Annotated in this window: 10 protein-coding genes and 1 pseudogene; 10 read left to right on the top strand and 1 reads right to left on the bottom strand. The window is 70.0% G+C overall.

Features of this window, described 5'->3' with window-relative positions:
- Positions 1-4: 4 nt before the first annotated feature.
- The 10 genes and pseudogenes from ACFWFI_RS06705 (at position 5) to ACFWFI_RS06660 (ending at position 14,744) form a co-directional block, all read left to right on the top strand.
- Entirely contained in the window at positions 5-799 is a 795-nt protein-coding gene (locus ACFWFI_RS06705) for an ATP-grasp domain-containing protein (protein ID WP_387386334.1), read from the top strand.
- A 266-nt stretch (positions 800-1,065) separates the two neighbouring features.
- A pseudogene (locus ACFWFI_RS06700) lies at positions 1,066-2,034 on the top strand (pectinesterase family protein); the annotation flags it as partial.
- 197 nt (positions 2,035-2,231) lie between these two features.
- Positions 2,232-3,239 carry a LacI family DNA-binding transcriptional regulator gene (locus ACFWFI_RS06695; RefSeq protein ID WP_387386332.1) on the top strand — a complete coding sequence of 336 codons (1,008 nt, stop codon included), beginning with the start codon at positions 2,232-2,234 and terminating at the stop codon, positions 3,237-3,239.
- Positions 3,240-3,408: 169 nt separating this feature from the next.
- Positions 3,409-4,911 (top strand): VMAP-C domain-containing protein, encoded by a 1,503-nt coding sequence (locus ACFWFI_RS06690; RefSeq protein ID WP_387386330.1) that lies wholly within the window; start codon positions 3,409-3,411, stop codon positions 4,909-4,911.
- A complete protein-coding gene (locus ACFWFI_RS06685) occupies positions 4,908-5,960 on the top strand; it encodes an AAA family ATPase (RefSeq protein WP_387386327.1) in 1,053 nt (350 codons plus the stop codon). The genes ACFWFI_RS06690 and ACFWFI_RS06685 overlap by 4 nt, the downstream gene beginning before the upstream one ends.
- The gene (gene fxsT / locus ACFWFI_RS06680; protein WP_387386324.1) at positions 5,960-10,285 is read left to right on the top strand and encodes an FxSxx-COOH system tetratricopeptide repeat protein; all 4,326 of its coding nucleotides are present in this window, start codon (positions 5,960-5,962) and stop codon (positions 10,283-10,285) included. Before ACFWFI_RS06685 ends, fxsT begins: the two co-directional genes overlap by 1 nt.
- An 88-nt stretch (positions 10,286-10,373) precedes the next feature.
- Positions 10,374-11,540 carry an alpha/beta fold hydrolase gene (locus tag ACFWFI_RS06675; RefSeq protein WP_387386322.1) on the top strand — a complete coding sequence of 389 codons (1,167 nt, stop codon included), beginning with the start codon at positions 10,374-10,376 and terminating at the stop codon, positions 11,538-11,540.
- Positions 11,537-12,631: an effector-associated domain 2-containing protein gene (locus ACFWFI_RS06670; protein ID WP_387386319.1), complete on the top strand. Its 1,095-nt coding sequence runs from the start codon at positions 11,537-11,539 to the stop codon at positions 12,629-12,631. The genes ACFWFI_RS06675 and ACFWFI_RS06670 overlap by 4 nt, the downstream gene beginning before the upstream one ends.
- 101 nt (positions 12,632-12,732) lie before the next feature.
- Entirely contained in the window at positions 12,733-12,921 is a 189-nt protein-coding gene (locus tag ACFWFI_RS06665; RefSeq protein ID WP_387386317.1) for an aldo/keto reductase, read from the top strand.
- A gap of 50 nt (positions 12,922-12,971) precedes the next feature.
- Positions 12,972-14,744, top strand: a complete 1,773-nt coding sequence (locus tag ACFWFI_RS06660) for an aKG-HExxH-type peptide beta-hydroxylase (protein ID WP_387386314.1) — start codon at positions 12,972-12,974, stop codon at positions 14,742-14,744.
- Between the two features lie 131 nt (positions 14,745-14,875).
- On the opposite strand, the gene ACFWFI_RS06655 is transcribed toward ACFWFI_RS06660, so the two are convergent.
- Complete coding sequence (locus ACFWFI_RS06655) at positions 14,876-15,583, bottom strand: glycoside hydrolase family 12 protein (protein ID WP_387386312.1); 708 nt, start codon at positions 15,581-15,583, stop codon at positions 14,876-14,878.
- Positions 15,584-15,588: the final 5 nt, after the last annotated feature.

Genomic DNA, 15,588 nt, shown 5'->3' with positions numbered 1-15,588 from the left:
CGGCATGGCTGATCTCCTCGCCCTCGCCCCGCACCGCTCCACCACGGCCACCCTGCTGGCCGGTGCGGCCCGCGAGCGCGGCATGGACGTGACGATCCTGCCGCGCGACGGCCTCCGCGACCTGCCGGCGTCCGGCATCCGGGCGCATTACTACGGCGGTCCGCACTTCGCCGACTCGGCCGCCGACCGCCTCGGGATCGCGCTCCTCGAGCCGGGCGACGGCTGGCTCGACGCGCTGCCGTACGCGTTCACAGGCCGCCACGTCCGGTGCGTACCGCTCGGTGAGGCCCGCCGCGCACCGGGCCCGGTCTTCGTGAAGCCGCCCACCGACAAGAGCTTCCCGGCCGCCGTGTACGCGGACGGCAACGACCTTCGTGTCCCCGCAGGCATCCACGACGGCTCCCCGGTCCAGATCAGCGAAGTGGTCACCTGGGTCAAGGAGTTCCGGCTCCACCTGCTCGACGGGGAGATAAGGACCGGTTCGCAGTACGCCGCCTTCGGCAGGCTCGACGTGGCGCCGCTGGCAGGCCACACGGACGAGCCCGCGGTACGCGACTTCGTCCGGCGGCTGGCCGGGGCGTGCGCGGACACCCTGCCCAGCGGGGTGGTGCTCGACGTCGGCCTGATGCGTCAGGCGGACGACGCGGGGGACGGGCAGTGGGCGGTGGTCGAGGCCAACATGGCCTGGTTCAGCAACGTGTACGCCGCGGACCCCGCCCGCGCCCTCGACGTGGTGCTCCGCTCGGCGGGCCCCGGGACGGCCGTCCGGGAGCGGGACGCACGGTTTCGGCGTTCGTGACGCGAGGGGCGCGGCGACCTTCGGCGGTCGTGACGTCCGGGCCCGGCAACCTTCGGCGGTCGTGACGTCCGGGCCCGGCAACCTTTGGGATGGCTGCGGCGACTACTGCGCGGAACCCCACCTCTTCCCGACGAACGGATCAGGCCATGGCAGCCAATCGACGACGAGGCACCGCTCTCCACCCGGGACCGCGCAGAGCGATGACGGCAGGGGCGACGGCATTCCTGGCCGTCGCCTCGGTCTGGACGTTCGGGTCGGCCTCCGGTGCCGAGGCGGCGACCACCCTCACCGTCGCCAAGGACGGCAGCGGGCAGTACTCGACCGTGCAGGCGGCGGTCAACGCGGTCCCCGCGGGCAACACCGCGCGGGTCGTCGTCTCCATCAAGCCCGGCACCTACCGAGAGCTGGTGAAGATCCCCTCCACCAAGCAGAACGTCACCCTCCAGGGCAGCGGCTCCAGCCGCAACGACACCGTCATCGTCTACAACAACGCCTCCGGCACCCAGAAGCCCGACGGCTCGGGCACCTACGGGACCGGCGGCAGCGCGACGGTCGCGGCCGAGGCCAACGGGTTCCAGGCCCGCAACCTCACGATCTCCAACGACTTCGACGAGGCCGCCAACCAGAACATGAGCGGACTCCAGGCCGTGGCCCTGCGCACCGCGGCGGACAAGGTCATCCTCGACTCCGTGATCGTGACAGGGGACCAGGACACCCTGCTGCTCGACACCGCGTCCAAGGCGACACTCGGCCGCGTCCACATGACCAACTCCTACGTCGTCGGCAACGTCGACTTCATATTCGGACGTGCCACCGCGGTGATCGACAAGTCGGTCATCACCCTGAAGAAGCGATGGGACGGCAGCTCCGCCGGCTACATCGCCGCCCCCAGCACGGCCGCCGACCGCAAGGGCTTCCTGATAACCGGCTCGACCGTGAACGGCGATGTCTCGGCGTCGTCCTTCTACCTCGGCCGGCCGTGGCACGCGGGCGGCGACGCGACGCTCGACCCGATGGCCACCTTCCGCAACACGACGCTCAGCTCAGCGGTCAAGTCCGCTCCGTGGACGGACATGAGCGGCTTCTCCTGGAAGGACGACCGTTTCGCGGAGTACAAGAACACCGGTGCCGGATCCGGTTCCGCGAGCAGCAACCGGCCGCAGCTCACCGACGCCCAGGCCGCGGAGCAGGAGACCGCCGACTGGCTGGCAGGCTGGACACCTTCCGCGTCCTGAGACACGGTGTGCGGCAGTGGGCCTATGCCGGTGAGATCGGTCGAAGCGCTTCGACTCCACTCTGGACAGTGCCTGTGAGCGAGTCTAGGCTCCACGGTGTCTGTGCATGTCAGAGTGCGAAGGGGAGCACAGCAAGGCGCTGTCGAAGCGCTTCACCCGCTCTCCCTTGCGGTCGCCCACTGTAGGGGAGAAGCCGAATGGTCACGCTTGCCGAGGTCGCCCAGCACGCCGGAGTCTCCGCGAGCACGGTGAGCTACGTCCTCAGCGGCAAGCGGTCGATCTCGGCCTCCACCCGGGAACGGGTCGAGCTCAGTATCCAACAGCTGGGCTACCACCCCAACGCGGGTGCGCGCGCCCTCGCCAGCAGCAGGTCCAACATCATCGCGCTGATGGTGCCGCTGCGCACGGACATGTATGTGCCGGTGATGATGGAGATCGCCATCGCCGTCGCCACGAGCGCCCGCACACACGGCTACGACGTCCTGCTGCTCACAGGCGAGGAGGGCCCCGCGGCAGTCCGCCGGATCGCGGGGAGTTCGCTGGCGGACGCGATGATCCTGATGGACGTCGAACTGCACGACGAACGGCTGCCGCTGCTCCGCGATTCGGGCCGGACCGCCGTCCTCATCGGCCTCCCTGCCGACACCTCCGGCCTGACCTGCGTGGACCTCGACTTCGAGGCCACCGGGGCGCTCTGCGTGGACCATCTCGCCGGCCTCGGACATCGCGAGGTCGCGGTGATCGGAGAAGCGGCCGCCGTCTACGAACGGCACACCGGCTTCGCCGAACGGACCGTGGACGGCATACGTGCCAAGGCGCAGGAGACCGGGATGCGGATCCTGCACCGGCCCTGCGAGGGCGGGTACGCCGCGATGGCCGGCACCCTGGGCCGGATCTTCGACGAGCGGCCCGGAACGACCGGCTTCATCGTCCAGAACGAGGCCGCCGTGGAGCCGCTGCTCAACCTGCTCCAGCAGCAGGGGCGGGCCGTGCCGGAGGACGTGTCCGTCGTGGCCATCTGCCCCGAACAGGTGGCCACACAGGCATCGGTGCGACTCACCTCGGTGGCCATCCCGGCGCAGGAGATGGGGCGCCGGTCGGTGGAACAGGTGGTTGCGAAGCTCGCCGGCCGGGGTACGGACGAAGTGGAGTTGCTGGAACCGGTTCTGACGGTGCGTGCGAGCTCTGGGCCGGCGCCGGTCTGAGTGGTGCGGGGCGCGTTCACTCGTCCGGGTGGTGTGTCCCGGTGAGGTCGGGACACTTGTGTCACAGGTGGTCAACGGGCCCTGGAATGAGCCTGGTTGCTGAAGATCCGACGTGATAACTTCACGGTCTGTCATTAAGGCGGTACCGACTCGACGGGGGTGGTCGGTGGTGGTGCACGGACTGCCCGGAGCTGAAGAGCCGGACGAGGCCAGGGTGCGACTCATCGGGGTGCTGGTCGAATTCCTGTGCGTGCAGGATTTTGTGACCGATCGCGATCAATGCGCCCTGTTCGTGTCGTTCGCCTCGGATCGGCTGGGTGAGCCGATCACCTATCGGCGCACCAATCCACGGGCCGACATGCTGTCCTTCGTCAGGGATGCCCTGAGGCACGAAACAGGCCTCGCGGCGATCGTCTACGCTGCGGGCGTCATCGCGGGCCCCGACTGCAGGGCCCGGCTGAAGCTGCTCGTCGAGGATGCCGGGACCGACGCTTCGATGGCCGGTGCGTCCCCTGAGTTCACCGACGTCGCGGTGCGGGACATCCACCGGCTGCTGGCCGATGTGCGGCGCGTCGACGACGGCCGTCTGCACGCACTCCTGAGCCATGAGCTGGGTGTCGACGTGCCGTACGGTCAGACTCCCGCCCAGCGCTTCGACCACCTGTGCCGGGTCAACACCCAGGCCGACGGTCTGCCCCCCGCGCTCGTGCTGGTCGAGATCACGGCGTTTCTGGAACAACCGGCGCTCCGCGAGGGGCTCAGGGCGTGGTCGGACATGTGGGCCAGGGAGGCCGGCGGAGAAGTGGTGCGGGCCCTGGACGAACGCAGGCGCGCGATCGAGGCCTTACCGACCGCCGACCCGGACGTGGCGCGTTGCCTCGTCGTGATGGTGGAGCCCGCAGACGACAGTTCGGCCGATATCTACGTACGCCACTGGGTCAATGCCGCGCCAGGTTATTGGGAGCCGGTGGCCGGGGACGTGCGCCCCACGACCCTCGACCAGCTGGCGAATGAGGTCGAGCGCGCCATCGGGCGAGGGAAGGAGCGGTGGGCGGACATGCCGGCGATGGCGAACGAGCCGCCGGTGCAGGTCGAGTTCGTCCTGCCGTTCACACTGCTCAACCACGACATGGCCCGGTTGGAAATGGGTACATGGAGTGGTGAAAAGTTGCCGATCAGCCTTGAGTATCACGTTCATCTGAGATCTCTCGAACGCATGAGAGCGGCGCAGAAGGGCGGCTATCTGCCGCTGTGGCGGGATCGCTGGACGCAGCTCAGGAATGCCGGTGTGGCCGAGTCGTACCGCTGGCACGGCGAGGACGGTGAGCGGCTCGACCGCTGGCGTGCCAAGCTGATATCGAACCCGGATCTGACCGCGGTCATACTCGACGTCCCCGCACTGCCCGGTCTCGGTCTGGAAGCACTCGTCACCGCGATCGCTCAGGGGGTGGGCCTTGCAGCCTGGGACCGGAGAACAGACAGTCCCGACCTGTCCGGCGAGGTGCTGACGCTGTTGCTTGCCCACCCCCCGGCACAAATCCCGTCGTGGGTAAGCACGTTGCGCAAGAAAGCTGAGGGGATGAATCGTGACAATTGGTCCCTTGGAAAGCATTTAGCACTATTATGGGATGATCCCAACCGCCTGATCGACTGCGAGGAGTTGACAGCATGACCGAGCATGTCTCGGCAGCGCAGTCCGTCACGCCACCCTCCTGGAGGGTGTTCCACGCAACCGGGCAGCCTCCGGCCGGCGGTCCGCCGGAGATGCCGAAGCCGCCGCCCTGGAGGGTGTTCGCCGGGAGTCCGCTGCAGCAGGATCCCCCCGACGACGCGCAGTCGGCGCTGCGCCGGCTCGGCACCGTGCAGGAGGGCCCGCAGTTGCGCGAGGAGGAGATCAACGCGGTCAACGCCGCCCTCCTGCTGCGTCGTCCCCTGTTGATCACCGGGCCGCCCGGAGTCGGAAAATCCACCCTGGCATATCTGATCGCCCAGGAACTGGGTCTGGGCAGGGTGCTGCCGTGGAGCATCGTCAGCCGCACCACATTGCGCGGCGGGCTGTACGAGTACGACGCCATCGGAAGGGCGCAGGCCATCGCCGCCTGGCGTGCCGGGGGCACCCGCGAGGGGGAGAGCGGTGCGGGAGCCGCCCCCGATCTGGGCGACTTCGTCACCCTCGGCCCCCTCGGGACGGCTCTGCTCGCCTACGGGCGCCCCAGGGTGCTGCTCGTCGACGAGTTGGACAAGAGTGACATCGACCTGCCCAATGATCTCCTTCACGTCCTGGAGAACGGCAGCTACGAGATCCCGGAACTGGTGCGTGCCGGTGTGTCAGAGGTGTCCGTCTTCACCGACGACCCCCAGGGCCGGGCCGTCATCGAGGCGGGCAGGGTCGAGTGCGCGGAGTTCCCCGTCGTCGTTATCACGAGCAACGGCGAGCGCGAGTTCCCGGCCGCCTTCCGGCGCCGCTGCCTGCCGCTGGAGATGCGCCCGCCCAGCCGTGAACATCTCGTCTCCATAGTCATCAGCCATCTGGGCCGGCGCCCCGAAGGCGTCGAGGACCTCGTGGACGACTTCGTCAGGCGTCTGGACGGCGGGGGCACCCAGTCGGTCGATCAGCTGCTGAACGCCGTGCAGCTCACCACAGCGCATGGATTCCGTGCCGACAGCGACGGGCGTAAGCTCATCGAGATGCTTCTCCGCGACCTCTCGAAGGGCCGCTGATGAACGGCTCGCCACGGGAACGTGCCCCCGATGCGGCGCTCATGCCGAGCGGCGGCAGCCTCCAGGAACCGGATGGCGAGGCGAGCTGGCAGGATCTCGCCGACGGTGTCTGGCTCGCGGCGGCCTGGCACCGGGCGGGCCGTGGAGCGGACGGCGATGCGGACCCGGCCCCGGAACCCTCACCTGATGAGGGGACGGAGCCGGCCGGCGATGTCACAGCTCCGCCCTTCACCCCCGGGCCACCGGAGATTGTGCCCGCCGGGAGCAGCGACGTGGACCTCCGCGGTGCGGAGATCAGCAGCGTCGAGGAGAGCAGGCACGGCCGGCCCGAAACGGTCCTTCCCTACGAGAAGCGTCCCGCGCGTCGAGTGGTCCAGTTACGCCTGGCCAAGGCCCTGGCCGGACTCGGCAGGCTGGTTCCCTCGCCCCACGACAGCCGGTTGGACGAGGCACGCACCGCCGAGAACGGTGTGATCGACGGGCTCTGGATCCCCTACCTCGATCCGGTCCAGGAACGCGCCTTCGACCTGATGCTGATCATCGACACGGCGCCCACCATGCCCGTGTGGGAAGGCTCCTTACGTCAGCTGTCCGACGAGGCCGTGCGCAGCGGGGCCTTCCGGGACGTCCGTACGGTGGATGTCTCATTGCCCGGCGGAGAGGCACCTGCCCTGCGCTGGCCGGGCAACCGGCGCGCCGACCCCGCGGAACTGCTGGACGGCCGGGGGTCGCGGCTGTTTCTCGTCGTGACCGACGGGCTGGCGCCCGGGTGGGCCGAGGGCGGTGCCGACGAGCTGCTGGGGCGGCTCTCCGCGGCCGGGCCGACGGCACTTGTCCACCTGCTGCCCACGTATCTGCGTCACCGGTCCTCGGTCTACCCCTTCCGGGCCCGGCTGGACGCCGCCGGATTCGGGTCGCTCAACCGCCATTTCCTCTGCCGGCCGCCGCGCGGGGTACCCGAACACGCCCATCTCCTGCCCGATACGGGTGACGGGTCGGTACCCGTGCCGGTTCTCAGCCTGCACCCCGGTTCGTTCCGTGCCTGGGCGGATCTGGTCACCGGCGAACGCGGCGTGCGGCGGACACTGCCTGTAGTCCTGGCGGGGGCGATGGCCAAGGGGGTGGCAGCGGCGGGGGTGCGAGCACCGAGGATCGACGGGCCGCGCGCGGCGGCGGACACCGTGCGCAGATTCGTCGCCCTGGCCAGCCCGCTCGCACGGCACCTCGCCGTCCTCCTGGCGGTGGCGCCCCTACGTTTCGACGTCATCGAGGAGCTGCGGGCCCGCGCCTTTCCCGAGTCCCGCCCCGAGCATCTTGCCGAGGTGATGATGGGTGGCCTCATCGACTGGGAGCGGGACGGCGAGGGCGGACCCGACTTCGCCGACGGCATCCGCGAGGCATTGCTGGCCACCGGCAACCGCACCCAACTCGCGCGGGCCGTGAGCCTGCTGGCGGAGTCGCGGGCCAGTCAGGCACAGGGCATACGACTGCGCGCCGCGCTGCGCGATCCGGCGCAGGCGGCTCTTCCGGAGCGCGGCGGCGGACAGGCGTGGCTGCGCATCGAACTGGCCGTCCTGCGTGCGTTGGGAGGACTGCCCTACCGGCGCCGGGCGGCACACCTGAACGACATGCTTTCGGATGGCGCGGTAGAGCAAACGGAGGGGGCAAGAGATGATAAAGAGGCATCTGATGTGAATGAGAACGGCCCCGCTTCCCCGTCGCATTCGACGGTTCCACCAGGAGGATCTGTGTCGCCGACGACACCACCCGTAGACACCGAGCAGGATCGGGTCGACGAGCGCACGCCCGCCCTAGCGCCGGAGCTCCGTTTTGTCCGAACGGGCCAGCCGAAGATCATGGGCAACGTGCCGCCGAAGAACCCGAACTTCACCGGTCGGGAGAGTCTTCTGGCAGCGGTGGAACGGCAGTTGCGGGAGGATGAGACCACTGCCGTCCTTCCACATGCCCTCCACGGCATGGGTGGTGTCGGCAAGTCGCAGATCGCCGTGGAGTACGTGTACCGGCACAGCGGCGAGTTCAACGTCATCTGGTGGATTCCCTCGGAGCAGGAGAACCTGATCCTCGGCGCCCTCGCCGACCTGGCCCGCAACCTCGGGCTCGAGGTGGGACCGCAGGCCAACGCCGCGGTGCCCGCCGTGCGCGAGGCGCTCCGTACGGGCAAGCCGTTCGACAACTGGCTGCTGGTCTTCGACAACGCCGAGGACATCGAGGCCGTCCGGTCCTTCTTCCCCAACGGCGGGCCAGGGAAGATCATCGTCACCTCCCGCAACCGTGAGTGGGAGCGTGTCGCCACGCCCCTCAGCGTCGACGTCTTCGACCGGGACGAGAGCATCGCACTCCTGCAGCGCCGTGCCCGTGGCCTCAGTTCCGGAGACGCGGACCGGCTCGCTGCGGCGCTCGGCGACCTGCCCCTCGCGGTCGAGCAGGCGGGGGCCTGGCACGCCGCGACCGGGATGCCGGTCGACGAGTACCTCGGACTGCTGGAGGAGCGCCGGCCCGAGATCCACGAGCTCGTCCCGTCCCCCGACTACCCGCTTCCCGTCGCGGCGGTCTGGGACATCTCTCTCGGGCGCCTCTCGCAGGACAACCCGGCTGCACGTCAACTCCTGGAGATCTGCGCCTGCATGGCGCCGGAGCCCATCCCGCTCAACCTCTTCAGGGGCGGACGCAACGTCCAGGTCACTCCTGAGCTGGACCCGGTCCTGCGAGACCCCCTGCTGCTGGCCCGGGCGACCCGGGACCTCAGCAAGCTGTCCCTGGTGAGGCTGGACCACAAGACCTCCACCCTCCAGATGCACCGGCTGATGCAGAACGTGATCGTGGCCAGGATGGATCCCGAGGAGCGGGCCAGGATGACGCGGGCGGCTCACCTGCTGCTCACGACCGCCAAGCCCGGCGCACCTGCCTCACCGGACCAGTGGCCCGCCTACCAGGCGATCCTCCCGCATGTGATCGCGTCCGGAGCGGTGGAGAGCTCCGACGGGTGGGTCCGTGACCTCGTCTACGACATGGTCTTCTTCCTCTATTACTGGGGCGCGCACGAATCGGGCGCCGCCCAGGCCAGTCTCGCCTGGTCCGCCTGGCGTGCCCAGTCCGGTGACGAGGACCTGCACGTCATCAGGATCACCAAGCTCCTCGGCTTCTACCTGCGGCTGCTCGGGCGCCCCGGCGAGGCGATCGTGCACAACGAGCGGGCTCTGGCGATCTCACGCGGGGCGCAGATTCCCGACGAGGAACTCATCGACTCCATGTGGCAGATGGCCGGTGCACTGCGGCACCGGGGTGAGTTCAAGCAGGCGCGCGTGCTGGCCGAGGAGGCGTTCACCCGGGCGAGCGACCTGTTCGGGCCGGAGGACCCCACGACGCTGAGTGCGGCGCACGATTACGGTGTGGCGCTGAGACTGAACGGCAGTTTCTCAGCGGCGCGGGAGATCGACGAGGAGACCGCGCGACAGAGGGAGCTGCTGTACGGCCCGGTGAACGGGCTGACGCTCAACACGTTGAACGGACTGGCCATCGACCTGCGTGAGGCAGGCGACTACCTGGGTGCCCGCGCACTCCAGGAGTCCAACTACCTGCCCTACGTGGCCCACTTCGGGGAGACGAACGCGGCGACGATCCGTGCCGCCTTGAATCTCGCGGTGTGCCGGCGCAGGGCCGGTGTGGTCGAGGGAGGGTCCGACCTGGCCGAACAGACCCTTGAGCGATTCACCACCCGCTACGGTCTGAACAACACCGATGCTCTCGGTGCCGCGATCCACACCATGGTCGAGCGCCGACTGAACGGCGACCTCGTCGGTTCCCGGGAACTGGGCGAGCAGACGCTGGCCGCCTACCGCAAGGTGCTTGGTGACCACCATCCCTACACCCAGTTCGCCAGGGTGAACCTTGCCGCGACGCTGCGGGCGCAGGGCGACACGGACCGGGCGGAGAACTTGGATGCCCAGGCGCTGGAGGGCCTGGAAAACACCCTCGGAATGCTGCACATCAGCACGCTGACCGCGGCGATGTGCCGTGCCAACGACCATTACGCACGGCTGGATTTCGCGCAGGCCATGGCTGCCGATGCGGACCTGCTTCCCAAGCTCACGGAGACCGCCGGGGCCGAGCATCCGCTGACGCTCGCCTGCACGGCGAATCTGGGGCTCGACCGGCGCGGACTCGGCGAGTCGGAGGAGGCCGACCGCCTCAACCGTATTGCCGTGGACGGGCTTGCGCGCCTGCTGGGGGCGAACCACCCCTGGCACACCGCGGCCAGGCTGCACCAGCGCATCGAATGCGACATCACCCCGCTGCCGATGTGACGTCGCGAACGACCGAGTAACCGTCAGTCCTGCCCGCCGCCTCCATGGCGGCGGGCAGGGCCGCAGCGCAAGGCAACGGGGGCGGCACATGACCACTGTGGTCTTCACTCACGGCACAGGTGTGCGCGAACCGCACCTCAGCACGCTGTTGGCGCGGATCGTTTCAGGGCTGACGGAAACGGCTTCCGGCGTACGTATCCTCGCGTACGACTGGGGCGGGCCGCACGGGGCGAAGCTCGTCGCGGACGGCGCCAGCATTCCGGCCGGACCGGGCGCCGGGACCGGCCGGGGCGCCGGAGACCTTGACGGCCCCGACGAGACGGAGGAGTGGGCCCGCCTGTACGAGGACCCCTCGGCCGAGCTCGCCATTGCCGCCGCCGGAGCGGGCCCGCGCGTCACACCGCCCGGTGCGGCCTTTCCCGACGAACGTCCGAGGTCGCTACTCCGCCGGCTCGCGGCAGAGAGTGAGCCTCGGGCGGGCGCGCTCGGTCCCGGGCTTCCGGAGGCTGCGGCCGAGCTGGCGCGCAGCCCTCTGCTCGGCCCCGCCGCCGAGGCCCTGGACCAGGAGGCCCTGGCGTGGGTACTGGCCCGGGCGCTGACCGCCACGGTCATCGCGACGGAACTCGCGGCCGACAGCCCCGTGCAGGGTGGCGGCGACGTCAGGGACGCGGCTGTCGCCGCACTCGCCGAGCGCCTGGGCGCCGCGCCCCCCGGCACAGGCCGCGGGCCCCTGCTCCGGATGGCCGGGCGGCCCCTCGTACGTCTCGGCTCCCGCTACGCCGTGCGACGCCGCCGCGCGCTCACCGACGCCGCGCACCCGGCAGCCGGTGACATCCTCAAGTACCTCGCCAGGGGCGAGGACATGCGTCAGGGCCTGCGGGAGCTCGTGGCAACGGTGGAGCCGCCCGTCGTCCTGCTCGGCCACAGTCTCGGCGGCATCATCGCGCTCGACACACTCATATCCGGCCCGCTGCCAGGGGTCGGACTCCTGATAACCGTCGGCTCGCAGGGCCCCTTCCTGTACGAGACGGGCGCGCTGCCCTCGCTCGCCCATCCGGATCCGCTGCCCGACCACGTTCCGCCGTGGCTGAATGTCTACGACTGCCGCGATCTCCTCGGGTACGCCGCCGAACCGCTCTTCCCCGGCCGCGCCCAGGACATCGCGACCGACAGCCGGCAGCCCTTCCCCGTGGCGCACAGCGCCTACTGGACCGATCCGGCCGTCTACCGTGCGATCGGGGAGCGGCTGCCGTGAACCGCAGACGGATACCGCCGGAGCGCATCTTCGCCCTGGTCGTCGGCATCGAGCGGTACGCCGCCGGGTCCGGCTGGGACCTTCCCGGGCCCGCCCGGGACGCCATGCGCTTCCGTGACTGGCTGCTGGCCCGCGGCGTTCCCGACAGCCAGATACAGCTCCATCTCGCGCCCCTGCCCGGGGCAGCCCCTGACGTGCCGTTCCGCCCGGCCGACCACGACTCCCTGAGGCGTGCCTTCATCGAGGACATCCCGGGCCGCAGGGACGAGGCGCTGTGGGTGTGGTGGGGCGGCCACGGTGTGCTGGACGGATACGAGAACCTGGCGCTCTACACCGCCGACGCCACCCTGACCGACCGGCGTGCCATCGACGTCGAATCCGCCCTTACCCGGCTGAGGAGCGATGTGGCCTCAGGCTTCGGACTGCAGATGTGGATGGTGGACGCGTGCCGCACCTTCGATGAACAGCACCACTTCGCGCAGTCACTGTCCACCGAGCGTTTTCCCACCGGCGCACGGGTCGCCGCGCACGAGCAGACGCTGATGTTCGCGGCCGGTCGCGGGCAGCGGGCAGGAAACGATCCGGAGCGCCGGCTCGGCCTGTTCTCGGACATCGTGCTGCGCGAGCTCCCGGACGATCCGCTGCCGGAGGCCCTGCCCCTGTTCGATGCGGTGAAGGCGAGGATGAGCGCTCTCCGCGAAGCGGGCCACACCACGCAGGTCCCCAGCCTCCGTCTGGAGACGCCGGAACGCCGCGAGCTCATCGGGTGGGGCGAGAGTGTGCGTGCCCAGCCTGCGGAGCCTCCGGCCGCCAGGGTCATCACGGCCCTGCTGGCGTATCCGCTGATGAACGACCGTGACGAACGGCAGATTCTGGTCAACGAGTTGCCCTCCGCCGTCGTCGCCCGGATGCCGAGGCACCCCATGCCGCGTACGGACGTGATCGGGATCTTTCGCGCCGTCAGGGCACAGCCGGACGGCCTGTGGAAGCTGTATGCGGCAGTGACCCTGATTGACGACGACCCCGTCCGTGCGTCCGAACTCAAGTCAAGCGTGCAGGACTTCCTCTCGGACCCGGAGCCTGGGATGTGATCTGCTGGCGTGATCACACGGGTTTCGGGAAGGGGTCTCAGTCGTCATGATGGAGTAAACGGTGGCATCCTGTGCCACCGCTCGCGAAGGGGGAGCGCGCCTTGTACCAGCCGGTGCCCGCCGACGGCACACCTGATCACATCGAGTCCGATCTCATGGACCTGGCTTCCGTAGGCGTCGCCGATCTGAGGCGCCTGCCCGCTCCGGACGGTGCGGCACGCCTGCTCGCCGAACTCCGGCGTGCGCGCACCAACGCGATGGGGGGCGGTGAACCGGGGCGGGCCGAGTAGTGAGGGCCGAGTGCGCCGCCGCGATGAATCCGTCCACGACAGGGAGCGATGTGTACGCGCCGATCCGTATGCCCGGCCCGCTGTTCGACGAGATCGCCGCAGGCGGCGGCTCGCCCGAGGCCGTCGCGTTCCTGGTCCGGGGCGAACGTACCCGTCGTCTCCTGCTCCTCCGAGAGCTCCTCGACTTCTTCGACGCGGACCCCGGCATTCTGGCAACCCTCGACGCCCAGGCGATCTGGCCTGCCCTGGAGGCTGCTGCAACCCGAGCTCCCGGGCCCGTCGACGAACTGCTGCTGACCCCCCAGGTCGGCAGCTGGCTCGCCCACACGCTCCGGAGGCTGCACGGCACGGCCTCCGGGCCGCCCCTCTGGGCCGACGCCGGACAGATCGCCGCCGTGGCCGCGGCGGCGGCTGTGCACGCGGGTACGGATGCCGAGCTGCTCCTGCCCGCCGGGGGCGCGGCCGTCAGCCTGCCTGCGCTGGGCATGGTCCGGCTGCCCGGCCAGGACGACGACGGATTCGGGGCGGTACGGGCGTCGGTGTCCGACGGAACCCTCACCGTCCGCACCGAGCACGGGCCGGACATCGTCGTGCGCCCGCTCACCGACCCGGAATCGGCGCACTGGCTGCCGGTTCACCGGCTGAACACCGGCCCGGGGGCGCGCGCCGTCCAGCTCGACGACCTCGATCCCTACCGCGACCTGGACGAGCCGATAGCGCCCGGCCGTCTCGACCCCGAGGAACTGCGGGCCTGGAAGGAGCTGTTCCAGGACGCCGTGGCCATCCTGCGCCGGGGCGGCACCGGCCCCGGCGGACTGCGGCCCGAGGAGATCAGCCGCATCGTTCCCTGGCAGGCCAAGGACGGTGACGCGGGGCTCCCCGTGCCGGCCGAGGGGCTCAGCGCCTCCACCGGTGATGCCTTCGCCTCCATGGTGATCGCCCGGCCGCGGGACGGCCTCGCCCTCGCCGAGACCCTCGTCCACGAGTTCCAGCACAGCAAACTCGGCGCCCTGCTCCACCTCTTCCCGCTCCTCGACGACGACCGGTCCGAGCGCCACTACGCGCCCTGGCGCGCCGACCCCCGTCACCTGCCCGGTCTCCTCCACGGCGCGTACGCCTTCGTCGGCGTCACCGGCTTCTGGCGGGAGCGGATCGGCGACGCCGAAGCGGACCCGGCCGGACGCGCGCCGTTCCTCTTCGCGCTGCGCCGGCTCCAGACCCGCATGGTCCTGCGCACCCTGGCGACACATGCGCGGCTCAGCGAACCCGGCCGACGGCTCGTCGCCCGGTTGTCCGAGACCGTCGACGGCTGGCTGAGGGAGCCGCTGGAACCCGCGACCGTGGCCAGGGCGCGGGCGTCGGCGGTCAGCCACCGGGTGGAGTGGCGGCTGCGCAACCTGCGTTGCGGCGAGGACGACAAGGACAACCTCGTCAAGGCGTTGCGCTCCGGGGCCGCCCCCGTACCGGGTGGTGAACCGCTCGTCGTCCCGGATCCGGGGCGTGGGTACTGGCAGGACGACCGGGCCCGCCTCTACCAGCTGCGGGAGTTCGAGGCCCGCCGGTCGCCGACGGCCGACGAGCTGCTGGTCGCGGGGGACCCGGAGGCGGCGCGTGCGGCGTACGCCGAGCAGCTGCGCGGTCCCGGCCCTGTCGACCCGCACGCGCTGGCCGGCTGGCTGCTTGCGCATACGGCGCTGCACCCGCGTGACCGTCGGCTGCTCGCCCGCCCCGAGCGGTTCGCGGCGCTCCTGGGGGCGTCCTCGCCCGACCGCTGGACGCAGACCGCCCGCTGGCTGGCCGGCGGCAGCCCCGACGCGCGCTGAGCAGCAGCCGGTGCACACCGACGGGCCGGGGGCGTCCCCCGGCCCGTCAGGATCGGCGCCCGTCAGGATCAGGGCCCGTCAGGATCGGCGCCCGTCAGGATCAGGGCCCGTCAGGATCTGTGCCCGCCGGATCAGTTCGACGAGACGTTGAATCCGTTGGTCGTGAAGTTCAGCCCGCCCGACGACGAGGTGATCTCGTAGCCGAACTGGACGTCACCGATGGTCTCGTTGCCCCACCAGCCCTTGGTGTCCTTGATCCACTTCAGAATCGGCAGGATGTCCACGGTGCCGGAGGACGAGTCCGAGGTCCGCAGGAACGAGAAGACCTCGTTGGCGCCGTTGTCGCCCTTGTAGACGGTCCAGGTGTGCCCGCCGAGGGTGACGTTGCCCTGGGAGGTGCCGAGGGGGCCGACGGCACCGTTGTAGTTCACCCAGAGCATGACCTCGTAGTCGTAGTCCGTGTCCCAGATGTCGTACGACGTGTTGTACGCGCCGGACGACGGGACCGTCACGTTGTAGCCGCTGGTCAGCGACGAGAGTGACGTGATCGGCTTGTTGACGATCTTCTTGGCGTTCGGGTACGACTTGATGCCACCGGTGTTCGGGTGGTTCGCCGTCACGCCCCAGTTGCTCGACGAGTTGGCCCAGATGCTCTGGGTGCCCGCGCCGGAGCCCCAGATGTTGTTGTAGAGGATGTAGCCGTCGGACGTGGTGTAGTTGCCCCACTGCTCCGACGAGGTCCAGATCGCGGCATGGGCCGGGGCAGCGGCGAAGCCGATCAGCGCGGCCACGGCTGCCGTCGGGGCCAGGAGCAGCCTGGTCAGGGTGGATCGTGCCATGGGGT

The sequence above is a fragment of the Streptomyces sp. NPDC060209 genome, assembly GCF_042728155.1.
GTDB lineage: Bacteria > Actinomycetota > Actinomycetes > Streptomycetales > Streptomycetaceae > Streptomyces.
The sequence above is the reverse complement of the archived record's forward strand: the minus strand, read 5'-3'. Positions and strand labels throughout refer to the sequence as shown.

Coding starts and splice junctions, on each gene's coding strand:
- ACFWFI_RS06685 (WP_387386327.1), top strand. CDS start 4,908: ATGACCGAGCATGTCTCGGCAGCGCAGTCCGTCACGCCACCCTCCTGG.
- ACFWFI_RS06705 (WP_387386334.1), top strand. CDS start 5: ATGGCTGATCTCCTCGCCCTCGCCCCGCACCGCTCCACCACGGCCACC.
- ACFWFI_RS06655 (WP_387386312.1), bottom strand. CDS start 15,583: ATGGCACGATCCACCCTGACCAGGCTGCTCCTGGCCCCGACGGCAGCC.
- ACFWFI_RS06695 (WP_387386332.1), top strand. CDS start 2,232: ATGGTCACGCTTGCCGAGGTCGCCCAGCACGCCGGAGTCTCCGCGAGC.
- fxsT (WP_387386324.1), top strand. CDS start 5,960: ATGAACGGCTCGCCACGGGAACGTGCCCCCGATGCGGCGCTCATGCCG.
- ACFWFI_RS06675 (WP_387386322.1), top strand. CDS start 10,374: ATGACCACTGTGGTCTTCACTCACGGCACAGGTGTGCGCGAACCGCAC.